Origin of the sequence: Orenia metallireducens, assembly GCF_003001995.1 — a bacterium.
In the GTDB taxonomy this organism is placed as follows: domain Bacteria; phylum Bacillota; class Halanaerobiia; order Halobacteroidales; family Halobacteroidaceae; genus Orenia; species Orenia metallireducens_B.
In genome coordinates, this window is sequence record NZ_PVNB01000013.1 from 13808 (window position 1) to 39814 (window position 26007).

The 26007-nt window shown below is 33.4% G+C and carries 19 protein-coding genes; 1 reads left to right on the forward strand and 18 read right to left on the reverse strand.

Going from position 1 to position 26007, the window contains the following annotated elements; genetic code table 11:
• Positions 1–121: 121 nt before the first annotated feature.
• On the reverse strand, positions 122–1627 hold the full coding sequence (locus BX659_RS09930) for a UxaA family hydrolase (RefSeq protein WP_097016966.1): 1506 nt from the start codon (positions 1625–1627) through the stop codon (positions 122–124).
• 95 nt (positions 1628–1722) lie between these two features.
• A complete protein-coding gene (locus tag BX659_RS09935) occupies positions 1723–2979 on the reverse strand; it encodes a Gfo/Idh/MocA family protein (protein WP_097016965.1) in 1257 nt (418 codons plus the stop codon).
• A 139-nt stretch (positions 2980–3118) separates the two neighbouring features.
• Between BX659_RS09935 and BX659_RS09940 the strand changes: the two genes are divergently transcribed.
• The gene (locus BX659_RS09940; protein ID WP_097016964.1) at positions 3119–3934 is read left to right on the forward strand and encodes an AraC family transcriptional regulator; all 816 of its coding nucleotides are present in this window, start codon (positions 3119–3121) and stop codon (positions 3932–3934) included.
• A gap of 174 nt (positions 3935–4108) precedes the next feature.
• Here the strand turns inward: BX659_RS09940 and uxaC are convergent, their stop codons facing one another.
• The 16 genes from uxaC to tgt form a co-directional block, all read right to left on the reverse strand.
• Complete coding sequence (gene uxaC, locus BX659_RS09945) at positions 4109–5473, reverse strand: glucuronate isomerase (protein ID WP_097016963.1); 1365 nt, start codon at positions 5471–5473, stop codon at positions 4109–4111.
• Positions 5474–5516: 43 nt separating this feature from the next.
• A complete protein-coding gene (locus BX659_RS09950; protein ID WP_097016962.1) occupies positions 5517–7052 on the reverse strand; it encodes a tagaturonate reductase in 1536 nt (511 codons plus the stop codon).
• Positions 7053–7122: 70 nt separating this feature from the next.
• A complete protein-coding gene (locus tag BX659_RS09955; RefSeq protein ID WP_172431835.1) occupies positions 7123–7917 on the reverse strand; it encodes a sugar phosphate isomerase/epimerase family protein in 795 nt (264 codons plus the stop codon).
• Between the two features lie 186 nt (positions 7918–8103).
• On the reverse strand, positions 8104–9435 hold the full coding sequence (locus BX659_RS09960) for an oxidoreductase (RefSeq protein WP_097016960.1): 1332 nt from the start codon (positions 9433–9435) through the stop codon (positions 8104–8106).
• Positions 9436–9455: 20 nt separating this feature from the next.
• On the reverse strand, positions 9456–10679 hold the full coding sequence (locus BX659_RS09965) for a Gfo/Idh/MocA family protein (RefSeq protein ID WP_097016959.1): 1224 nt from the start codon (positions 10677–10679) through the stop codon (positions 9456–9458).
• A 71-nt stretch (positions 10680–10750) separates the two neighbouring features.
• On the reverse strand, positions 10751–11599 hold the full coding sequence (locus BX659_RS09970; protein ID WP_097016958.1) for a carbohydrate ABC transporter permease: 849 nt from the start codon (positions 11597–11599) through the stop codon (positions 10751–10753).
• A gap of 3 nt (positions 11600–11602) precedes the next feature.
• A complete protein-coding gene (locus BX659_RS09975; RefSeq protein ID WP_216358751.1) occupies positions 11603–12553 on the reverse strand; it encodes a carbohydrate ABC transporter permease in 951 nt (316 codons plus the stop codon).
• Positions 12554–12652: 99 nt separating this feature from the next.
• Complete coding sequence (locus BX659_RS09980) at positions 12653–13972, reverse strand: ABC transporter substrate-binding protein (RefSeq protein WP_097016957.1); 1320 nt, start codon at positions 13970–13972, stop codon at positions 12653–12655.
• Between the two features lie 1448 nt (positions 13973–15420).
• Positions 15421–16455, reverse strand: a complete 1035-nt coding sequence (locus BX659_RS09985) for a LacI family DNA-binding transcriptional regulator (RefSeq protein ID WP_097016956.1) — start codon at positions 16453–16455, stop codon at positions 15421–15423.
• Positions 16456–16651: 196 nt separating this feature from the next.
• Entirely contained in the window at positions 16652–17911 is a 1260-nt protein-coding gene (locus tag BX659_RS09990) for a DUF3999 family protein (RefSeq protein WP_097016955.1), read from the reverse strand.
• Entirely contained in the window at positions 17908–20409 is a 2502-nt protein-coding gene (locus BX659_RS09995; RefSeq protein ID WP_097016954.1) for a DUF2339 domain-containing protein, read from the reverse strand. The genes BX659_RS09990 and BX659_RS09995 overlap by 4 nt, the downstream gene beginning before the upstream one ends.
• Before the next feature lie 138 nt (positions 20410–20547).
• A complete protein-coding gene (locus tag BX659_RS10000; protein ID WP_106231824.1) occupies positions 20548–21270 on the reverse strand; it encodes a peroxiredoxin in 723 nt (240 codons plus the stop codon).
• A 377-nt stretch (positions 21271–21647) separates the two neighbouring features.
• Positions 21648–23501 (reverse strand): methyl-accepting chemotaxis protein, encoded by a 1854-nt coding sequence (locus tag BX659_RS10005; protein ID WP_172431830.1) that lies wholly within the window; start codon positions 23499–23501, stop codon positions 21648–21650.
• Positions 23502–23811: 310 nt separating this feature from the next.
• Positions 23812–24414: a signal peptidase I gene (gene lepB, locus BX659_RS10010; RefSeq protein WP_172431829.1), complete on the reverse strand. Its 603-nt coding sequence runs from the start codon at positions 24412–24414 to the stop codon at positions 23812–23814.
• A gap of 32 nt (positions 24415–24446) precedes the next feature.
• The gene (gene yajC / locus BX659_RS10015) at positions 24447–24704 is read right to left on the reverse strand and encodes a preprotein translocase subunit YajC (protein ID WP_097016907.1); all 258 of its coding nucleotides are present in this window, start codon (positions 24702–24704) and stop codon (positions 24447–24449) included.
• 183 nt (positions 24705–24887) lie between these two features.
• Entirely contained in the window at positions 24888–26003 is a 1116-nt protein-coding gene (gene tgt, locus BX659_RS10020; protein WP_097016906.1) for a tRNA guanosine(34) transglycosylase Tgt, read from the reverse strand.
• Between the last annotated feature and the right edge of the window lie 4 nt (positions 26004–26007).

The window sequence follows — 26007 nt, forward strand, 5'->3', positions numbered from 1 at the left end:
TTCAGGAGGTAGGTGGGTAGGGGTTAGAAAATCAAACTACCTAACCACCCAACCCCTAGCTGTCTAATAAAAAAAGTATCACAATATCTACAAGTTAAAATCATATTCTAGAACCACGTCTTTATAAAGTCACACCATCTTTAAAGATAGCAATCTCTCGATAATCATTGAGTTCATTCTTAGTTCTGACCTTTTTAGAGGCTAAATCGATAATATATGCAAAGAAGTCATCTGCTAGCTCTTCCATGCTAGCCCCTTCCAATAATTTACCTGCATTGTAATCGATCCAATTATTCTTCTTATTATATAAATTAGTATTAGTTGAGATTTTAACTGTCGGTACTGGTCCGCCAAAGGGAGTTCCTCGACCAGTAGTAAATAATACAATATGAGCCCCTGCTACCGTTAAAGCAGTAGTAGCTACCAAGTCATTTCCTGGACTCTCTAACAGATTCAATCCACTTCCAGTTACCTGTTCTCCATAGAAGAATACATCCTGTACTATACTAGTTCCACCCTTTTGAGTACAGCCTAAAGACTTCTCTTCTAGGGTAGTAATTCCACCCTTTTTGTTACCTGGTGAGGGATTTTCATAGATCTCTTGGTCATGGGAGATAAAGTAATCTTTAAATCCATTTATCAGCTCTATTATCTTTTCAAAAGTAGCTTGATCTTTAGCTCTATTCATTAAGATGGTCTCAGCTCCAAACATCTCTGGCACCTCTGTTAAAATAGTCGTACCTCCATAAGCAGATAACTTATCAGAGATTCTACCTACTAAAGGATTAGCAGTTATTCCAGAGAAGCTATCTGACCCACCACATTTAAGTCCAATTTTTAACTTGGAAACTGGAATTTCTTCTGGCTTAAACTCTTTGGCATAAGCTACTAACTCATCTATTATTTTAGAGCACTCTTCTATCTCATCCTCCACCTCTTGGAGGTTAATAAACTTGACTCTATCTTGGTCATAATCACCAATAAACTCCTTAAAATCACCAATTAAATTATTTTCACATCCTAAGCCAACTACTAATACTCCTGCAGCATTAGGATGTTTGACCAATCCAGCCAAAGCCTTTTGAGTCTTCTCTAAATCTCCACCTAATTGGGAACATCCATAGGGATGGGGAAAGGCATGAATAGCATCAATCTCTCCTGCTTCTATCTCTGCGCTATACTTCTGTTCAGCCACCATCGCCATCTTCTCTACAGGTTTGTTAATACAGCCTACAGTATTGATAATCCAGATCTCATTTCTAATCCCTACATCTCCATTCTTTCGTCGATAACCAATAAAGTTAGGGATCTCATCTTGCTTAGCTAATTCAGTCAATTGTGGTTGATAATCATACTCTAGCTTTCCTTCTAAATTGGTCTTTAAGTTATGGGTATGAACCCACTGACCTTGCTTTATATCTTCAGTCAATACCCCAATAGGATATCCATATCTGATAATATTCTCACCTTTAGAGATATCCCTTAAAGCTACCTTATGCCCTGTAGGTATATCATCTCTAGCTTTAAATACCTCATCATCTATATTCACATTCATACCTTCTTTAATATCATCTAAAGCAATAGCAATATTATCTTGCTCATTGATTACTAGTACATTGGCTTCCATGTGCTTAGCCTCCTTTATATAATCATCAATTTAACTTTAAATATATTTAAAGTTAAATTGATGATAGTAATTAGTAACTAGTCCCTTTTATCAAACTAAAACTTAACTAAATCATTAATCTTAATAAGCTGTTCCTTTTCAATAGATCTTCTAGCAGCAATTCCAGTCAAAATAGACATAGCACCATCTATTCCGCCTGCTTTCCGATTAAGAGGATCTTCTTGATCTGTATCAAGGAAGATATCCTTAAGCAAGCGAATATCTCCACCTCCATGCCCTCCTTTAGAGACCTCTACTTCTACCTCATAGGATTCAGCAAAGAGAGGGAATACTTCTAAGCGAACATTATTATCAAGGGTTCTTCTCTCTAACTTACCATCATGTCCGCTAATATATGAAGCTTCAATAACATCCTGTTCAATTCTACCTTTTGTACCAACAAAAGCAACCTTATAGCCTTCATAAGGAGCATAATTGTTCAAAGAATAGCTCAATAATGCTGAGTTATCATACTTAACAGTAAGAGCTCTTGTATCCCAGATATTAATCTCTGGTGAGAAGACACACCTATCACGGAAATAACCATCCTCTGCTTCAGCCTCTAGATAAAGACCAGTTAGTTTCTTAGAAGAGCTCATATCTAAATAGAACTTACAGTCATCAGCTACATCACAAGTCTTACATCTTAATCGATATTGGAAGGTCTCAGGCTTATAAAATCTCTTTTCCCCAAAAGCAAAGACCTCTTCTGGCTTGGCATCTAACCACCAATTTACTAAATCAAAATGATGGGTTGACTTATGTACCCACAAAGAACCTGAATTTCTCTTTTCACCATGCCACCTACGATAATAATCTGCTCCATGAGTAGTGTCTAAGAACCAATGGAACTCTACCAAGGTTAAATCTCCAATAACCCCATCTTGGATCAACTCTTTAACCTTAGAACGATAAGGAGAATAGCGATAATTAAAGGTTACGATCAAATCATTACCTGTCTCTTCCATGGTATCGATTATCTCTTGACACTTCTCTTCATTGGTGGTCATCGGCTTTTCTGTAATTACCTTTAGCCCTTTCTTTAGCCCCTTAATGATATATTCATGATGATGAGAATCTTTAGTAGTAACAACAATTCCTTCAATCTTTTCTGTTTCAAGCATCTCTTCAAACTGATAAGGTTGATAGGTAGGTAAATTCAATCCTAAAGTCTTGTTTACATAATCCATTCTACTTTGGTTCAAATCCATCAACGCCACTAATTCATTCTCTTTACTGATCTCTTCATTCTTTACAAGTGCTTCATAATACATTGAAGATCTCGATCCTGTACCAATAATTGCATATCTCATAAATTTATCCCCCTATATCTTTTTAAAGAGATTTTATATAAAAAAACGAATAAAAACAAGACATATATTGTTTATTTCATTGTTCTTCTACATTTTTTGTGGTAGAATAATAAACAATTACTATTTAGGAGGAATATTAATGGCAAGTTATTTAATCAATCATATCAAAAGAACTGGTGGACCTCATACTATGTCTGCAAAACATTATCATAATAGCTATGAATTATATTACTTATTGAATGGAGAAAGATATTATTTTATTAAAGATCAGAGATATCATATTAAGAAAGGAAATATTGTTATTATCAATAAAAATATTCTCCATAAAACTATTGATACTGATAACCCTAACCATGAAAGAATATTAATTGAATTTAACGAAAAATTATTAGAATCACTTGACCAAAATATAACTGATATAAATTTATATAAATGCTTTAATAATGATAATACTGTATTATCACTAGATATTGAAGAGCAATTATGGCTAGAAGAAAAACTCTTTAAAGTCTTAAAAGAAAAGAAGCATAAACAAAAAGGCTATAATACTTATATAAAAATTCTTATCACTGAAATATTGATCTTTTTAAATAGAATATCACTAAAATATAAAAAAGAAGCTACCTATTCTGATCCTATCAATACAAGAATATTAAATATTGTAACATATATTAATAAACACTATAATGACAATCTAACTCTAGAAAAAATCAGCAATAAATATCACTTAAGTAGTTCTTATCTATGCAAGACCTTTAAAGAAGTAACTGGCTTTAATTTTGTAGAGTATAAGAATCATATTCGTGTTAAAGAAGCTCAGAGGTTATTACAACAGACTAATTTAAATATTACAGATATAGCTAGCAAAGTAGGTTATAATAATCTAACTCATTTTGGACGTGTATTTAAAAGTATTACTGGTTATTCTCCTATGAAATATAGAAATTTAAACTAGCGTCATCTTTAATTTAAATTTCTATTTATTTGCTTTGATTAATTAATAAAATAGCCTCTCCCAATCATAGTATTATAGGTCGTTGTGGAATTTTACCTATTCATCAAAATAAATCAATAAGAGAGGCCAAACTTCTACAATCTATAGTACATCAAGATTTCTATAAGATAAATCTTATTTAAAAAATAAATTCAAAGGTCTATAGTAACTGACATTTGCTACTAAATCTGCAGCTACCTGATAAGGCATCTGACCTTTATCTACCATCTTCCCTATTACATTGGATAAAGTTCTTCTAAACATCTCATTTCTAGAGTCATAAGACATTAACTTTCTAGAATCTGATACCATTCCTGCATGATTATTTAATAAATCAACGGTACCTACATATCTTAATTGCTCTTCCATCCCATAAGGGCTATCAGTTAACCACCAGGCAGACCCCAAGCTAATATTAGGAAAAGCACGAGAAATAGTTGCTACAGTAGACCAATGGGTTGATTCCATAGTATAAAGTACAATCTTTAGACTATTATCAAATTCATTGACAAAATATTTGAGATTTTCAGCTATCTCAATATTACTAGTAGAGATATCTCCTCCAACATCTGCACCTAAAGTTTCATATAAGCTATCACGATAATCTCTAACAGCACCAATATGAAGCTGAGTTACCCAGTTACTTGCTTCATTCATCTTGCCAAATTTAACAAGCATAAATGCCTTATAATCTCTAATCTCCTCTTCACTCAACTCTTCACCACTTAATGCTTTTTCATAAATATCACTAGCTCTACTTTCTTCTACAAAATAAGATATTGGCTCTACAATACCATGATCACTGGCTACACAGCCCATTTCTTCAAAAAAGTCATGAGACTTCTGTAAAGCAACTAACAATCCCTCAAAAGTATCAACTTTCTGCTCTGTTGCCTCTGCTAATTTTTCAACAGATTCCTTCCAGATTGCTTGATCAATATTCATAATCTTATCAGGTCGCCAGGTTGGTAAAATTTTAACCCCTTCAACCTCTTCTTTAGCTTGTTGATGCTCTTCTAGCTTAGAATAAGGCTCATCAGTTGTACACATAATCTGTACATTCATATCCTTTAATATCCTCTGTGGCTTCATATCATCATCTGCTAATCTAGCCTTGGTCTTCTCCCAAATCATCTCAGCAGTATGCTCAGAAATAACCTCTTCAATCCCAAATCTACGTTTCAAATCTAGGTGAATCCACTCATAAGTTGGATTTCCTGCAAATTCAGGAAAAACTTTGGCTAATGCCATCCATTTCTCCTTATTAGAAGCATCCCCAGTTATCTTATCTTCAGATACTCCTCTCTTTCTCATCAGCTCCCACACATAATGATCTGTTGCAGCTTCTACCTCCCAAATATCACTCCAACCCTCATTGTCTAAAATCTCTTTGACATCACCATGGTTATGGGCATCTAAGATAGGTAGGTTCTTAACCTCCTCATAAAGCTTTTTAGCTGTTTCACTCTCTAATAAATAATTTTCATCTAAAAAAGCCATTAAATTACCTCCTGTTAAAATCAATTTTATTTAATTATCTAACTTATAGAAGTACTTTTAAACTATTGACCATCCCATTAGAGATAATCTGTAATAAGTAACTTTCAACCTGTTCCGTTAGATTAGCTAAGTCATTTAAATCTCTACCCCAGAAATCCTGATTAGCCAATACTCTCTTAACTAACCCTTCTAAATCAATCTCTTCTCCTTCATAGTCAGTCCATAGCTGACAGAAGAATTCTAGAGCTTCTTTATTATCTCTAATCAAATATTCCTTATCATCTCTTGTTGCTACCAATTTATTATCCCTAATCTCTGTACCCTGATAAAAAGCAATCAATGCCGCTAAAGCAAAGACTAGCCTTTTTGGCAGTTCATCCTTGATTTCAATATACTTAACTAATGATGGTAAGACTCTAGTCTTAAACTTAGAAGTGGAATTCAAAGAGATATCCAGCCATTTATGATCAATATAAGGGTTCTTAAATCTATCAAAGATCTTATTAGCAAAGGACTCTAACTCTTGCTCGTCAGCATCTAAGGTTGGAATGATATCCTCAAATACTGCTTGCTTGATAAACTCTCCCACTAATTCATCATTGACTGCATCCCTTACTAGATCAATCCCTGCCAAATAAGAGACTGGTACAGTCGAAGTATGTGCCCCATTTAAGATTCTGACCTTTGTTGTTCGATAAGGTGTTAAGTCATCTACCCACTTTACATTTAAACCAACTTTATGGAAAGGTAACCTCTCCTTTAACTGTTCATCACCTTCTATTACCCATAAGTGGAATATCTCACCTGTATCTAAATTTTGATCATGATATCCCAATTCTTCCTCTAACTCTTCAACCTCATTAAAAGGATAGCCTGTAACTATTCTATCTACCAATGTATTTAAGAAGTAGTTAGCCTCTTCTATCCAAGCTATAAACTCTTCTGGCAAATCCCAATCTTTAGCTAATTTAATGATAATCTCCTTAAGCTTATCACCATTACGGTCAATCAACTCTACTGGAATAATTACCATTCCTTTATCTTTAGCTCCATCAAAACATTCAAAGCGCCGATAAAGATAAGCTGCTAACTTAGCAGGATAAGACTTTGGAGGAGTATCAGTCAGCTTATCCTCTTGGTCATAGACAATTCCAGCCTCAGTGGTATTAGAGACTACAAACTCCATTTCAGGCTTTTCAGCAAGCTTTAGTACCTCTTCCCAGTCAGTATTAGCTTCTAGCCCTCTACTTATAGAAGATATAATCTCTTTTTGATTAATGACCTCTCCATCTTCTATACCCCTTAAATATAATGTATATAAAGAGTCTTGCTTATTTAGATTACTTACCCTTCCCTCTTTGATCGGTTGCACTACAACTGCTCTACCTTTAAAGACACCCTCTTTATTCATCTCATGGAACATCCAATTGACAAAAGCCCGCAAGAAGTTTCCTTCACCAATCTGTAATACCCTCTCAGAATAATTTAAAACTTCTGCTGAATAATCAGCAATTTCAGTTCCCAACAACTCTTCTTCTAATAGCTTCTTATCTAACATAGGTAAAGCTGTATCAATCATCGTACTCCTCCTTTAATTCAAAATTTATTAAAGTTTTAGTATTATAAACAAGCATCATCGATTAGTAAGACTATTTATTTAGTAGTTTATTTAAAATTTCAAAATCAATCTTAGTCTTTTCTATCCGTGGCTTGCAATGAGTTTCAATTGAGATATTACCCTGGTAGCCATCAGCTTTTAAGGCCTCTATCTGCCCAGCCCAATCTATCTCGCCTTCATCAATAGTGCAGCATTCATATCCTCCATCTACCCTTTTAGCATCCTTAAAATGTACATTTCCTACATAATCTTTAAGTAGCTCATACTCGTCAGGATAAGGAATTACATCTGTTCGAATTGAATTACCAGGGTCCCAATTAAGCTTAAAATTAGGACTGTTAACCCCTTCTAATATCCTTAAAGTATTCTCTGCTGTATCAGCCCACCAACCAGGTTCATTTTCCAACAAAATTTCAAAGCCCTCTTCTTGGGCACGATCAACTAACTCTTTGATATACTTAATTACTAGCTCCATATCTTCTGGGTTATCCTTCTGTTCATCTCTTTTGATTCCAAAGATAACAATCTTATTTACTCCTAATCGCTTCCCTAAGCTAAGAGTCTTCTCTAAAAGTTCACCTTTATGAAGCTCTAGTTGAGAGTCATGTAAAGAGACTTTAAATATACCAGGTGATAAAGCAGTGATATTAGCATCATATTCAGCAATCAAAGTCTCTACCTGCTTTAGCTCTTCTTCTGACAAATTGGGAACTCTCTTCTCTCCAATCCTTCTTAGCTCATAATCCTTAATGCCCAACTCTCTTCCAACTTGAAAGGCCTTTTCTAAATCTCTACTGATTTCATCTGTAACAACTCCAATTTGCACCTCTATACCTCCTTTTAGCTATTATCAAATGTTGCTTTTATCAATTAAACTCAACTGATAAATCATCTATAATTAACTTAACTATTAAAATTATTTACAAGAGAAAAAGGGGCTATAACTCTATTTTGATATCATCTGCTAGATATTATTAATTATACCCCTTCACAATAATCCAATCTTCTCTACCTATTTGGCAAGTCCATCTAAATTCTCTATCATTAACTTTCTATAAATCGCCAAATATATCTCCTGGTCTCTAATCACACAACCTGAATTCATCTTTGCCGCCTTTAATTCTGCACACTTGCTGCAAGAAATACATACCTTTTGAGGATCTAATCCATTATTATAGAGGATATCATAAGCAAAATCAGGATAAGCAAAAGCCTGGCGACCAAATCCAACTAGTGTTGTCCAGCCCTCTTTAATCATTCCTGCCGCTATATTAGGAGCAAATTGCCTTAGCCAAGTAAAGCCAGTTCCTACTACTACACCATCTTTAAGCTCTTGTTGAATTACTTTAGTCAGATATAATAGCCTATAAACACCCTGTAGAGGGTGCTCTGGTGGTTTTGGCTTTCCTTGATCATAGGGTCTATTAACATAAGGCTTTAGATATGGGGTGCTTGCTGTAATATTAAATAATTTAACACCCATCTCTTCTAACTCTTTGACCAATCGCTTTGGTTCACTTAAATCCATCTCACCGTTCTTATCAGTAGCCCAACCATAAGGATAAGGGATAGCATCATAGATATTTAATCTAATGGCTAAATCTATATCAACCTCTGCTTTAACCTCTCTGATAACCTCTTTAAGAAAACGAGTTCTACTTTCGTAATCTCCACCATATTTACCATCTCTAGTATGGGCTGCTAGCATTTCAGATAATAAATATCTATGGCATGCTTTGATATCTACTGCATCAAAACCAGCTTTTTTTGCCAATTTAGCAGAATTAACATAATCCTTCTTTAATTCTTCAAGCTGTTGATCACTCATAATTTGGAAATCGTTTTCCCCCGAAGAAACTGGATCCAGAATTTCATCCTCAAATATAATATTCTTATTATCACCAAACCTCCCTGAATGGGTCAACTGTGCCACCAAATAAGGGTTAAAATCTGCTGAATACTTCTGATGTGCCTCTCTTCTAATTAAATCTATTAACTGGATAAAAGAGTCTATATTCTCTTCATTCATAAATAACTGTTTTGAGTTAGCTCTACCACTCTCATTGACAGCTATTGCTTCAAGCCAGATTAATCCAGCTCCACCTGTAGCAAATCTTTTATACCTTCTTTTAGTCAATTCACTAGGAGTACCATCACTATTAGCATCAGCCCCCTCCATTGGGTGAACTACTAAGCTATTAGGTATAATAGAGCCTTTATCTAAAACAACTCTATTTTTTAAGATATCAATCTCTTTAGAAATAGGAAGATCTAAATTGAATTTTTCTATATCCTCCCTTAATTCTTCCAAAGAGCTATAGTTAAATCTATACCCTTTGCTCATATTATCAAATCCTTTCTTATCTACTTAAATGGGTTAAACCCCTTATAGTCTTCTACATTCACCCATTCAGTCTTCTCAGCCCAATCTATATCCAAATCAGAAAATAGTTTGCGTTCTTCAAAGGCCTGATCTATCATCTCATCTATACCCTCTAAAACACTTTGGAACTCACCATCATCATTTGTAAACTCTTCTACACAACCTGTAGGAATAGCTTTGATCTTTTTGGCAGAGTCATAAGCCCCATTTATTGCTACTACAAAATTTCTAGTATTTGTAGGGGTTGAATAAAGCTCTTCAATCTCACCTTTATGCTTTTTAGCAGCAATTCTAAAGACCTCTTCTTTAGGAAGAATTCCTTCATTATCAAACTCTATTACTTCACCATTATCCAAAGAAATCTTAGTAGTCTCATCAAAATACCAAGCAACCTTTCCTTTACTACCTACTATCTCAATATAAGGATCACGCCTTACTTTAGGAACATGAGTTACATAAAAGTATATTTTAGTACCAGCCTCAGTCTCTACTTCCATACAAGAATTGTCATCTGCTTCTATATAAGTATGTGCTCTATATAGCTCTGCTCTTACTCTCTTTGGCTTAGCTGATTGATTCATACTCTCTCCAGCCAAAAATAGCATATTGTTTAAATAATGGGCAAAGGCATTATGCATTGGTCCATCTAAGATTATTTTGCCATTATGAATACTCTTACCAGCCCAATCATTACGAGTATAGTAGGACTTATATCTTGGCCAAAATCCCTTGCAGGCTATCTCTTTAATCTCACCTAACTTGCCATCAAGAATATACTTTTTGATCTTTCTGATTGTATGGGAATGAATAAATTGAAAACCAATAGAACAGAACTTACCTGTCTCTTTTTCTGCTTTTATAATCTCATCTACCTCTTCTACAGTAGGTGCAGGTGGTTTTTCTAATAAGACATTATATCCTGCTTTCATCCCTTTAATAGCCATTTCTGCGTGACTAGCAATAGAGACTGGAAGTCCAATAACATCAACACACCCATTTCCTTCTTGAAGCAATTGCTCATATGAGCCAAATATCTTTATCCCTTCATTTCTCAGCTCTCTTACTCGATCAGCATTATTGACTTGATCTGTAACGACTACAGCCGTTAATTTAACAAGCCCCTCTTTTTCTATCTTTTTGATATTCTTTATATAGTTATTAGCAAAGTTTCTAACTCCTACTACAGCAAATCCTACTTTTGACATAAACTAACCCTCCTTAAAATCAATCAATTAATTCTAAAGACAAAGATTAAACATAATGTTAATTTTAAAATCTATCCTTTCAATCCAGAAGATGCTGCACCTTCAACTAAATGCTTCTGTAAGAAGATAAAGATTATAAAGGTTGGCAAGATAGACAATACTGTCATAGCAAACATAGCTCCCCAGTTGGTAACTGCATTTGGATCAGAGAACATCTTCAAAGCTATTGATACTGGATATTTCTTGACATCTTGTAAGTAAAGTAATGGTGTCATAAAATCATTCCATGACCAGTAAAATCTAAAGATTCCTGCTGTAACTAGTACAGGTTTTAAATTAGGTAAGATAATTCTAAAGAAGATTTGAAATTGGTTACAGCCATCTATCTTTGCTGCTTCATCTAGCTCTTTAGGAATACCTCTCATAAACTGTACCATTAAGAATGTAAAGAAAGGTACTGGAAGCATCTGTGGAAGTATTACTGGTAAATATGAACCTACCCAACCCCACTTATTAAACATGATATATTGTGGAATTCTTAGTACCTGCATCGGTAGCAATACTGTAGCTATCATTATAGCAAACAGAATCTTCTGCCCTACAAATTTTGTTCTTGTAAAGCCATAAGCTGAAAATGATGCTAGAAGAAGCTGTCCAGCTGTAGCTGTTCCAGCAATAAAGAAAGAGTTTTTAAAGAAGGTAGCAAAAGAAATCCCTCCAAAGCCTCTCCATCCTTCTACAAAATTACTGAAATTTAATCCATCTGGAATTAATGTTGCAGTTAGGGCATTACCCGATGATTTTAATGAGCCTGCTAACATCCAAAGAAGAGGATAAATCATTATAAAACAGAATACCCCAACAAATAATTGAAATAATATTGCCTCTAATTTCTCTTTTTGACTAAAAGAAAGTTTCATTGACTAGTCTCCTTTCGTTTCATAGTAAACCCACTTATTAGATGTTTTAAAGATAATAACTGTAGCTAAAGTTAATATAATTAATATTATCCAAGCCAAAGCCGATCCATAGCCTAAGTGACCATAACCAATACCCTTTTGGAATAAATACATAGCATATACTAATGTACTATTTAAAGGTCCACCTTTAGTAATAACATATGCTTGGGTAAAGACCATAAACATCTTAACCATTTGCATAAGCAAATTAAAGAATATAACAGGAGTCAATAAAGGAATTGTCACCTGAGTGAATTGTTGCCATTTGTTAGCCCCATCAATCTTAGCAGCTTCATAAAGACTTTGAGGAATCTGCTTTAAACCAGCTAAAAAGATTATCATTGGAGAACCAAACTGCCATGCTGCCAGAATAATCAAGGTCCAAATCGCTGTATCTGGATGACCTATCCAGGATATACGTTCATTCATCAGCCCTAATGCTATTAAAATATCATTAAAAGCTCCCTCTGATGCAAATAATTGTCTCCAGACTACAGAGATAGCTACACTACCTCCCAAGATAGAAGGAACATAATAAGCCGCTCTATAAAAATTAGTCATTGGTCTTGTCTTTCTAAATACCATTGCTAAAGCCAATGCACAAGTAAGCCTTAAGGGGACAGCAAAGATTACATAATAAAAGGTAACTTTTAGTGATGTCCAAAACTTTTCATCTGATGTAAAGATAGTTATATAATTTTTTAACCCAATCCAGTGTGGAGTTCCTACTATATTATATTTAGTAAAAGAGTAATATAATGAACTCAATACTGGATATAAAATGAATGCTAGAAAGCCAATCAGCCAAGGAAGAATAAAGGTATAACCTATTAAATTCTCTTTTAACCACTTCTTCCTATCCATTCCAGTATCTAGTGAAGTAACAGTACTCAGTGCCTCAAACTTATTTTTCAATTATTTCCCCTCCTTGAATCAATAATCAATTCCATAAGCTAGTATTTTAAAATACTAGCTTATGGAATTTAATTTAAAAATAATTTCTAAAGTATATTATTATCTGCCAAGTATACTATTTGCTTCTTTTCTAAACAATTTTGCTCCTTCTTGCGGACTGATCTGCTTATAAATAACCTTCCAATAAACCTCTTCATAGGCTTTGACCACTTCTTGATATGCAGGTGGTTGAGGTGGAAGCACAGAACCAGCATTTGCCGCAGCTTTATCAATAAAGCCAAATACCATCTGATCATACTTACCTGCATCCATCTTCACTGCTGATTTAACCTTACTCTCAACTGGAGTTCCTCTATCTGTTCCTAAAATCTTACCAGCCTCTACATTATGGAACCAGAAGTTAAGGAATTTCATTACTTCTTCTGGATGCTCTGTATTACTACTTACTGTAAGTAACATTGCCGGCTTTAAGAATCTACCCTCTTGAGTTTGGTCTTTAGCTGTAGGGTATAGGAATGGAGTTAACATCTTACCAGCACCTGTTGAAATTGCAGCAAGCTGATTACTCCAGTAATTTGTTGCAGTTGCAGCCTTTTGTTTAGTTACTAAATCCTCCTCAATAGCACGTGCAGACTCTTGTCTTTGTGATGCATTCTGTACAGCACCTGATTTCATAAGGTCTAAATCCATCTTCATAAAGTCTACAAATAACTGATCATTGTCATAGCCTAAGCTCTTACCATCTTCAGCAAAGAAATCTGCTCCATGCTGTCTTAAATAAACTGTAAAACCTGTACCATCTTGTTGAGCCGTTGGTGTTGAAGCACCAAAGATACCTAGTCTGTCATGAAGCTTTTTAAACATCTCTGCTCTATCTTCCCAAGTATCATCTGAACTTGGATAAGCAACACCAGCCTTATCAAATAATTCTTTGTCATAATAACCTGCTGGAGCATTAACTCCTGTAGCCAATCCTATTTGCTTACCATAAACCTGACCCATTTGAAGATATACATCAGCAATATTAGTAGTATCCAAACTACCATCCTTTATATAAGGGCTTAAATCTAGTAACTGACCATTTTCAGCATAGCCACTAATATATTTACGAACATGTTGAATAACATCAGGTAAGTTCTTTCCTGCAGCCTGAGCATTCATCTTATCCCAATATCCACCCCAACCTGTATATTCAGGTTGAACTTTAATGTTAGGATATTTCTGCTCAAATAACTTGATTACCTTTAAGGTTCTCTCATGTCTACTTTGAGAACCCCACCAAGCAAAACGGATTGTTACGGTACCATCATCTTCTTTCTTATCTCCTCCGCCAAAGATCCACCAAGCACCTGCAGTCATCGATAAAGAAAAAACTAATACCAAAGCCAAAGTTGTTATAATGGTTTTCTTCTTCAACATTTATCTTCCCCCTTTATTTTTGCTATTACTTATGATACAATAATTTTTGATTGTTTTTTATTCAAGAGGTTAAAAGTTCTCTCTTTTAACCTCTCTTCTTATAATCTTATTATTAATCCACTTAAATAACTGATTGAATTATATTATACCCTTATAATCTTATTAATTCCTTCTAAATATTTATCCTTAATCCCCCCCTCTTAAATGTTCTTAAAACTTCAACTAAAAATATAATCTTATAAACTTATTAAAAATTATTATATATAATTTTATACTAAAAATGGCCTTATATGTTTTTATTTAGCCACTTTTATCACTAAAGAGTACTTTTAAGTCATAAACAAAAAATCCCGCTAAACTTATACTAATAAATAGCATAAGTTTTCACAGGATTATAATCTTATATCACTTATTCTGCACTATCACTTATAAAATCTCATGTTTTCTTATCTCTTTAAACCTTATAGGTATGCTATGGAAATTGTTTTCCATAGTCTCTAAAAAATGTTTTTGAGTATACTTATACAAGTTATTGTAAATCATTATAAAAATTCATTATTATACTAATTTTTTAGTTTTAAAGATACCTAGCAGATCATTTTTTATCTTGATTTTATCTTTAATAGGGACAAGCACTTAATTATATTAGCTAGAATCAAAGTTTACGGAAATTGTTTTCCATAGATTTTAAAAAAATATTTTTGTGTTTGACTAATTCACTTCCTACAAATTAATTATACCACTTTCTCATCAAATAATCAACAAATTTTTACTTCTTTTATCTAAGAATCTTTTTGGGAAAATGTTTTAAGTATAGGAAAATATTTGTGTCTGACTATTTAAAGTATAACTTACAATCTCATAATTGTCAAATTATTTTGTATTTATATAAAATTTCATTGATTAAAAATTAATAGTTTAGTCAGCAACACGCCCTAAGAGTAGTCTTCTCAAGAAAATAATCTTGGGGTAAATTTAAACCAGATTAATTTTAAGGTATTAATTTATTCTTTTTACCTTTAATTCATTGCAAAAATTTCTAATTTTTTTAAAAAACATTAGTTTAAGTCATATATATAACATGAAAAAGAATTTCAATTTATTTAGAAACAAATTGAAATCAAAACCTATCTCGACACTGATTTTCACAGACTAAGTTCAGACTTAAACCTTTAATAATTTTAAATCTTTTTATGCTTTAGTCTGTGTCTAATATGTTTGTATCTTTAACTTTTTAAAAACCTTTTTTGACGCTGATTCTCGCTGATTAAGTTCCGATTTAAAACCTTAATAATCTTTTATTCTTTAATCCGCTTTTGTCTGCGTACATCTGCGTCTAATAATTCTTCTAATTTTTAGTCCTTAAAGAATTATAAAAATTTAAATTCTAGGTATATAATATGAAATCTTTATCGGTTTCTATATAGCAAAAAGGCTCTGCTATTTTATTAAAGTAAATCCCTTACAGAACCTCTTTCAATCAAGCTAATCTGAACATTGGCAGGATCGTCTACAATTTTATTGCCATGTAATTTATTAATTAAATATTCTCCAATCTGCTTTCCTAATTTATATACTGGTAAGGAGATTGTTGTTAAAGGAGGATAAGAGTATTTGGCTTCAGGAAGATCATCAACCCCAACCACCGATACATCTTGGGGAACTTTAATTCCTTGATTATTCAACTCCCACATCAAACCTAAAGCAGTGGCATCATTGGCAGCCACTACAGCCGTTACTTCATCTATATTATCTAATAGTTCTAAAGCCGCTTTTCTTCCACCTTCAAAGCTAAAGTCACTTCGAATTATGAGCCTATTATCAACCTCTATACCTCTACATTTCAAGGCCTTTTTAAAACCTTCTGATCTCTGCTGGCTAGTATTTAAAATCTTTGGACCAGCAACATAGGCTATCTTTCGGTGACCTTTATTCAATACATAATCAGTAATAGTCTGGGCAGCTAACTCATTGCCAAGCTCTATATTCACTATTTCAAAAGGATGTGGTGTTACTCCTACAATAACTGTCCCCTGCTTCTTTAAATTCTGAACATACTCCCCCATTATTTTTCGATATTCCTCATCTAAGAGAGTACTTCCTGCAAAGACAACTGCATCTGCTCTATTGACCTTGAGCATATTGACTGAATGTAGCTCCTTCTCTATACCCCGATTAGTATTATAGATATTAATGATATAGTCATAGTCAGAAATGAATTCTTCAATCCCCTTAACCATTTGAGCAAAATAGGAATCACATATATCATGGACAATTACCCCTATAATATGGGACTTATCACTCTTTAATCCTTGAGCAATTCTATTAGGCCTAAAATTTAACTCTTTGATAGCCTCCTTAACTAAAGCCTTGGTCTTACTGCTTACTGGATGGTCACTATTATTAATAACTCTTGATACTGTCGTTGGAGAGCATCCAGCTAATTTAGCAACATCTTTAATGGTTATTTCACTCTTCTCCATGACCTTACCCCTTTCATAGTTTAAGAAAACGTTTTCTGGTGTACTTATTTTATCACATCATATGTCAATAATCAATCAGTAAAATTCTAAACTATAGATTTATTGATACTTAATTTCAAAAAAAGACAAACATTTTACAAAAATCATGGAAGAGCCAATATTAAATATCCCCACTGATTTTTCAGTAGGGATTTGCTTAATTATCTTTAAACCTCAATCTCTTTAACAATAAAAAGATCAGTAATAATGAAACTAATGTGACTACAATATTTAATATCATCTCTAAATTTATTTCTTCTTTCTCTTTAACCCTGCTTTCTTGTTTCTTTACTTCTAACGCTAATAGTTTTCCTTCTTCCTGCTCTTTATTCTCTATATATTTTCTAAACTCCTCAATATCATAAATAGGTCTTCTAGCCTTTGGATTTCCAAAGCAGAGATAATAAGCTTGACCTTTATTGGTCTTAAAGACAACTTTATCGATAGTATAGTTAAGCTCTATATCATCAATTTTAATTGGCTTATTATCACCATCATAAATCTCAATTTTGATGACTTCGGAATTTAAATAATTAGAGTTGCTGCTCTTAAGTCCGATAGTATTTTCTTTTATTTTAAAGTCATCAAAAAGTAGCTGATAAATCTTAGCATGGCTTCCAGATTGAAAATCAGCTTCATCTCTGTTTTTATAAAAAACTCTATAACTTCTTCTAAAGTTATCCTTACTGCTAACTCTAAGCTGCTCTATTTTAAGTGAATCATCATTGTTAATCTCAATAATAGTCTTTCTATCCTGCTGAATAATTTGATAGTCAGCACTTTTGCTTCTCTGATAGCTTCTAGCTTTTATCATTCGATTATCATAGAGAGCCTGTAATTGATCTATCTCTGTCTTTTCAATATCCTTGAGCATTAGAACTCTATAATAATTAAATTTATAATTCTGAACTAAAGATATTTTTAACTTCTGTGAATCTTTAGTTCTATAAATATTATCCTCTTTTATGAATTCCCACTCTTTGTTATCATAACTCCCATAAATTTTTATCTTTTTTAAGAAGTAATCATCACTTATTTCAAAGGAGATCTTATTAGCTATTATATCTTGATTATTAGCAGGAGAAGTTATCTTAAAATCCTGAATGTAATTGCTCTTATCATCTACAAAATCTAATATCCTCCTTGAATCATATTCTAGCTGAGTGGCTTGTTTAATCACTAAATTTCCATTACTTATATAATAAGGAATAAACTCTCCCCTACCATTGATAACTCTAATATCTGCTAAGTCCTGCTGCCCATACCTATAGACATCTTCATCCAAGAAAACACTTATATATTCGCTTTTAGCCTTAAAGTCTATCCTTTTTTGATAGCCCCACTCATCAATATCATCAGCAAATACTCCTAGACTAAAAAGTAATAAGCTTAAGATAGTTATTAATGTTCTTTTCATCTTCCTTCCACCTCCTCAAAGCTATTGCTGAGCTTTTGATAGATAAAGGAGATCCCTATTAAGACTAATCCAAAGCAGAAATAAGCTATCACCCTACCAGTAGTATCTAAAAAGTTCAAATCAAATATAAATAACTTTCCTGTAGAGATAATAGCTAAAGCTAAGCCCAGCCTTCTAATAGAAATATAGGCCTTCTTAAAACCATAAATAATATAAATAAAGGATAAAATTAAGATAAATAAGCTGATAATTAAGTTAATATTTGCTAAATTAAATTGATTGGTTATAAGGATAATAGGTGTAGCCAATAAATAGATGGCTAAACTCATTAAATATCCTTCTAGACTGAATCTGCCAGCTTTAATCAATCTAAATAATAACTGTTTTAAATTGAGGAAGATAAAGATATTATAAAACAAGAGTATAACAATAGCTAACACCTTATATTCAAAGCTAGCCCCTTGCCCATAGTCAATAAAGTTAAGAATAAAACCACATATATCTGCTAGTAAGTAGAAGAATATAATCATAATCTCTACTATCTTATCCTGTATCACTTTTATTTTACTTAGTAGATAAGAAAAAGAGATAGTCACCGTTAAAATTAAAATAATATTATAAAAATCTAGATACCTCCCTGCTTGAATAGCTACATAATCATTATAGAGGGTATCTGCCATTCTAATAGCAAAAAACCAGCTTGTAATTATGGTAAAGTATTTATAACAACTCAATAGTTTCCCCTTAAGAGAGTATTTAAAGAGATGATCATCATTAAAGCTCTTAAGATATAAAGAGAGTACATAAATTGAGCCTAAAGTCATTAAGGTATATTTCAACTTGAAGAATGAAATATGCCAAAAACTAATTAAATCTAAGAGATAAAAAGTAGCCAAACATAAGATAAATATTACCCAAGCACCAAACTCCATTTTCTTCTCCTTATACCTAACTCCATAGGTCAAAAGAATCAAGGCTTCAATTAGCCAGCCAAGGGCAGCCCATTCAAAACCAAACTGAAAGGGAATCATTAAGATACTGAAGGTCAATGCTGTTATATAGAACAATGCCTGCACCTTCTTTTCTAAAGAAAGCGACTTCTGCATATAATATCCTAATCCAAAGTAGATTAAAGCATAAACCAATGCCAAAACCCCTAAAATAGAATCATAACCCGCCTCTTTAAAGAGTCCAAAGACCAATAAGCAGTTGGTAGCTGTATTGATTCCTAGTAAGATTATATCTGCTAACTTTAGATTTTTCTTCTTTCTAAGTGGGTAACTTAAAGTGATTAGTAAATACATTACAAAGACTATAATGCTATAAATTATAGCTATTAATTCACTCTCTACCCTAAAACTTAAGTATACTAAGCAAGGGATATTTAAAATAAAGCTTAAGTAATTGATATAGATCCACTTCTGCTCTAAAGAAATTAACAGCACCAATATATTTAAAATTAATAAATAAGCCATAGCTATATAAACCTGAGTAACTGTTAAGCCCCCCATAAATACATAGGTAAAGAAGGGTAAGTAACCACCGATTAAAGATATTCCACAGATAGTCATCGACTTATAACGCTGTGATAAGACCAAAGATAGAGCAGTAATTAAGATAGCAACTAAGATGCTGATAAATAAACTGACTATATTCAAAATAAAATAAGAACTAAAGACAGTAAAGTAAAGAATTCCTATCCCTCCACCTGCTAATCCTAAGGCAAATAGGTTCTTCCCCTTTCTATTTAACCACTCTCCTGCTCCAATTAAGGTAGCACCAAGTAAGAATCCAGCAATCCCTTTCATATATTCATTAAACCAAGTACTATAGGTATACTTCATAGCTGTTGCAACCCCAAATAATAAGAGGATAACCCCTATCTTATTAACCACATTAAGACCGATTTTGACTTCAATATCATTATATCTCTTCTTTTTTTCTAAAATCTTCTCATCAACCTCTTCATCTCTAAGCTGATCATACTCCCTTGTTAATCCAGCTAGAAGCTCTTCTTCATCCTCTTTTAAGCTGTTTTTTCTCTCTTCAATTCTGTGAGCTAATTCAGTCTTCAGTTCTTCTATCTCTTTTAAGAACTCCTCTTTTTCTGCATTTAATTCCTTATTAGCAACTGCTCTTAATTTACTCAGTCTATCATCTGCCAAACTTTCCAATAAAGTTAGCTGATTGAGCTGTTTGTGCACAGTATCTTTAAAATAAATCTCCTTCTTTCTTTTAGAAGCATACAAAATTTCTATCCGTTCATTAATCATCTGCTCCCCTAAAGATACCTTTAAATCACCATTCTCCTTTCTTAATTGATTTAACTCTTCCTGCAAAACTCTAATTTCATCTCTGTAATCCTCTACTTCTTCTTTTAATTCAATATTTTCATTAATTATATTATCCATATCAATCTCTTCAATAAGCTCTTGATATTCTGTCAATACTTCTTCTTGCTTAGCCAATAATTGATCTAATCTCCTCTTAATTTCCATTAATTCACCTCCATAGACAACCTTATCTATCAACCTATTTCGCCAAATATAATAATTATCCTTGCATAATATCAGCTTGATAATCTTGATAATACTGAAAATAACTCAAAGACCATCCATTAATGGATGGTCTTTGAGTTATTTTCTTCTATCCCTCTTATATAAATCTCGATAGCAAAGGTACCAATCCTTACAATCATAGCCCTGTTTTAACCTCTGTTCAGCCTCCTTAGTAGTCTTAGGTGGTGGAACAATCACCGGATCTCCTGACCTCCAATTGGCTGGTGTAGCTACATTATACTTATCAGCTGTCTGTAATGCTTTAATCAACCTCAATAATTCATTGGTATTTCTACCTACCTGTGGTGGATAATAAACTATTGCCCTAATTATCTGCTCTGGGTCAATGATAAAGACTGCCCTAACTGCACTGGTATCACTAACACCTGACTGAATCATGCCATACTTATTGGCTACTTTAAAACCTAAATCATCAATAATAGGAAAAGGTACTTTAACTCCAAATAACTCCTCAATACTTCTTACCCAGCCAATATGAGAGTAAACACTATCGATGCTTAAACCAATTAATGCTGTATTCAACTCCTGAAACTTGCCATAATTTCTCGAAAATGAGACAAATTCAGTGGTACAAACTGGAGTGAAGTCAGAAGGATGAGAAAACAGCATCACCCATTGCCCCCGATAATCTGACAAAGAGATCTCTCCTTGAGTAGTTGGAGTAGTAAAATCTGGTGCAGGTTGATTTATTGTAGGAATTGTAGCTTCTCTACTTTCCACTTCCTTATCATTTACAGCAGAATCTAATTTAAAACTTTCACCTGTTAAGAGCTTAGCCATATACTTTTCAACTCCTTTTAAAAATATCTATCTAAAACTTATTCAATTCAAAGGAGCTTTATATCTAATCTCTAGTTATAATCTCTTATTAACTACTCAATAGTATCTCTTTATGATAGTAAAAAAGTAACACAATAGAATGATATTGCGACACTTTTTATAATGATAAATTTACTAGCCACAGGTTTCAACCTGTGGAGATGATGACATGTTACACTACGGGTTAAAACCCGTAGCTAAAACTTAAACTGTCGCAATATACCCATAAAGAAACATTACTTATATTGAAATTGAATCATAAATATTGATAATCAAATAAGACAAATCCCTTCTTTAGAACAAAAACTTCCTAGTAATATTACTAGGAAGTTTTAATATTATATTTTAAATCTATCTATCTCTTGTTGTAAAATCTGAGCAATATCAGCCAAATCTTGAGAAGAATCACTGACCTGCTGTGACATGGTATTAATCTCATTAGAACCACTTTTTACTTGCTCACTATTCTCTGCTAAACTCTGTGTAGAGTGCGCTACTTCCTCAATATAAGCTGATGTTTCTTGAATTGAAGCTTTGATTTGAGAAAAGAATTGCCCAGTCTCTTCAACAATATTCTTGCCTATTTCTGTCTTATTCTCTACCTGCTTAACTGACTTTAGTCCATCCTTTGAACTCTTTTGTGTATTTTTGATTAAATTACTGATTTCATCAGTAGCCTTCGATGTATCTTCTGCTAGGCTTCTAATCTCATCTGCTACTACAGCAAAACCACGGCCATGTTCTCCCGCTCTAGCTGCCTCAATAGCTGCATTTAATGCTAATAGATTGGTCTGTTCTGCTATATTATTAATCAGCTCTACAATCTTTCCTATCTCTTGAGAGTTAGAGTCTAGGTTATTGATAAGCTTGACAGTACTTTTTACCATCTGATTGATCTCATTCATACTATTTATAGTATCTTCAACATTCTTGTTTCCTAAATCTATCTTAGAGTCAACCTCTTGAATATGTCCAGCAACTTCCTGACTACCTGCAGAAATCTGCTGAACACTGCTTGTCATCTCTCTGATACCATCATTATTATTGTCAATAGTTGCATTGGTCTCTTCAGCACTTGCAGATAACTCTTGACTATAGCTAGATATCCGCTCTACCATATTTGCTAGACCACCAAAAAACTCCTGCTGTTGCGAGGTTGTTTGATTGAAGGTCTTTGCTAGCTCACCTAATTCATCACTACGATCAATATTTATTCTGGTAGTAAAATCACCACTGGCAACTGACTTAATCCCTTCTGCAACTTGGATAATTGGCTGACTAAAGTTATCAGCTAACCACCAAGCTATTAAACTTGCTAGAATGCCAGCTATTAGAATCATTAATAAATTTTTATAGATAATACTCTTTAAAGGTTTAAAGGCTTCTTCTGTAGGCTGTTGAGCTACCAAAGCCCACCCTAAACCCTCTAGATACTGATATGCTCCTAACATCTCTTCACCAAAAGAATTCTGATAGATGGCATAACCATCTTCACCAGCAAGAGCCTTATCAACTGCTAAGGTACCTTTTCCGCTCTTCTGAGCTAAAACTACATCTTCAAATTGCGGATGAGCAATTGCCACTCCTTTCTTATCAGTAATAAAGGCATAACCTGATTTACCTAGCTTTACCTCACCAATCATAGCTTGTAGAATTTGGAGATTAATATCAGCCCCTAATACCCCTATAATTTTACTCCCTTTTCTAATTGGTCTAGCTATTGTAATACAGGGCTCTCCAGTTCCCTGAGATATATATGAATCTGAAATATAAGCAAAGCCCTTCATCGCCCCTTTAAACCAGTCTCTATGGCTAAAATCCTCTCCTATATATTCAGTATTCTGATTTAAACTGATTAATCTACCTTCTTGATCAGCAACAAAGAGCATCTCAAAGATAGGGTTCTTATCTAAGTACTTCTTGAATATCTTCTGATGTTCTTCAAGCTGCATCGACTGAATCTCATCTAACTCAGCCATTAAATCAACAATAGTAATCTTCTCTCGAATTCTCTCTCTAACACGACTAGCCAACTGTTCTACCAAGATATTATTCTGGGTAATGATCCCATTCTTAATCGCCTCTCTTTGATTAAGATAACTGAAAGTCCCATAAATCATTACTGGAATAATAGCCAATAATACCATCGCTAAGATCAACTTCTGTTTTAACTTCAAATTAAATAATAACATAACTCTCCTCCCCATATACTTATACCACAATGGCTCTTGTTTTTTAGATATTGTTTTATAATTTCTATAATTAAATACCATATTCCTTCTTTTTTCTAATATTTCCAATAGATAAATATTTAGCTATTATATCATCAATATCTTTCAAGCCTAGTTTAACTATATTTTTAATTGATGCAATTAGTAGCAATCTATTTTTGATGACAAACAAAAGTCATTAAAAATAGATTGCTATACTCTCTAATAACAAGTAGTTTCCTTAATGAAAAAAGTTAGTCTATATTGTTAGCTAACAATATAGACTAACTTTTTAATTAAATTCAGGATAGGAAACCTCATCTAAGACTTTCATTTCAGTTATCGGCCAATAGACCCAAAATGCCTTACCACTAATATTACCATAGGGCACATATCCTACAGCCATCATATTCCTACTATCAGAACTATTGTTACGGTTATCTCCCATAGCAAAAACATGACCTTCTGGTACATAAAACGGACCAGCAGTACTATGGATTTCATATTCCTGATTTTCCTCATTATACATCCGATAGAGACGGGTTCTAATATAGGATTCATTGATATAATCCTCTTCAACCTTCTTATCATTAATATATAAAGACCCCTCTTTAACCTCTAGCTTATCACCTGGTAGTCCCATTACCCTTTTAATATACTTTCGCTTAGGGTCTCCTTTAGGCTTTAAGACTATTATATCACCTCTTTGAGGGGGATTAAATCTATAAACGAATTTATTAACAAATAATCGTTCACCATCTGCTAAAGTAGGATCCATGGAATGTCCATGGACTACAAAGGATTGTACTACAAAAGTTATAATAAAAAATGCCAAAACTCCTGCTATCAATACAGATTCAATCAGTTCCTTAATTTCATCTTTAATAGCTAACATCATGCTCCTCCTATCTTATTCTCTACCTGTAATTAATCATCTATTCTACCAACAGCCATCCTGCTGACCTTAATCTCTACCTCTGGAGCAATCTCTAAACTTAGCTCATCATCTTTAATTTCAGTAATTTTACCTTTAATTCCGCCGATAGTAACTATATCAGTACCTACAGCTAAACTATCTAACATCTCTTGGCGTTCTTGTTGCCTCTTCTTCTGTGGTTTAATGAATAAAAACCAAAAAAGACCTGTCATTACCACAAAAGGTAATAGACCTCCTAAAATCTGCATCTAAACTCCTCCTTAAGTATCAAAGGGCTATCTATATATGAATAAATTTAATATAACCCTATCAACTACCAAAATATTTTTATTTTCTCTATCTATATTCAAGATTTTAAGGTTAAAACCCTTTTATAAGAAATATCTTTTTTTAAGCAATGTATCAATAGCAGTAATTAGTAACCAATAAACTTAAACCTCTAATCCATATTTCTCATAAAAATCAGCACGATACTCTAAGAACCTATCTTCAGCAATAGCCTTTCTGATATTCTCCATCATATCCAATAAGAAATGCAGGTTATGATAAGTAGTCAGCCTTACACCTAAGATTTCATTCTGCTTGATTAAGTGCCTAATATAAGCACGAGTATAATTTTGACATACATAGCAGTCACAATCCTGGTCTAGTGGACTAAAGTCTCTTTCATAGGTTGCATTACGGACAGTTACCCTACCTTGACTAGTAAAGACCATACCATTTCTAGCAACTCTAGTTGGGAATACACAATCAAACATATCTATCCCTCTCATTACACCTTCAAATAGATCAAAAGGAGTTCCTACCCCCATCAAATAGCGTGGCTTATTTTCAGGTAAGAAGTCAGGGGCATAATCTAACACCTCAATCATCAGCTCTTTAGGCTCACCTACACTTAAACCACCGATAGCATAACCAGGTAAGTCAAACTCGACAATCTGTTTAGCACTCTCTTCTCTTAAGTCCTTATACATTCCACCTTGCATAATCCCAAATAAGGCTTGGTCATCACGAGTCTTAGCTTCAATACAACGCTCCAACCAGCGAGTAGTCATCTCTAAGGACTTCTTCACATAATCTCTATCAGCAGGATAGGGTGGACATTCATCAAAGGCCATCATAATATCTGCTCCTAAAGCTGTCTGAATCTCAATAGACTTCTCAGGGCTGATAAAATGTTTAGAACCATCGATATGGGACTTAAACTCTACCCCTTCTTCACTAATCTTATTCATATCACTTAAGCTAAAGACCTGAAATCCTCCGCTATCTGTCAAAATAGGTCTATCCCAATTCATAAATTTATGTAATCCACCAGCCTCTGCTATCAAATCATGGCCTGGTCTTAAATATAGATGGTATGTATTACTTAGGATTATCTGAGAATTAATCTCCTTTAACTCCTCTGGAGTCATCGTCTTAACAGTAGCTTTAGTCCCTACTGGCATAAAGATAGGTGTTTCAATCTTACCATGAGGAGTAGATAGTTCTCCTAGTCTTGCTTTAGTATCCTTGCATTTTTTCTTTAGTGTATATTCAAAAGACATTTAA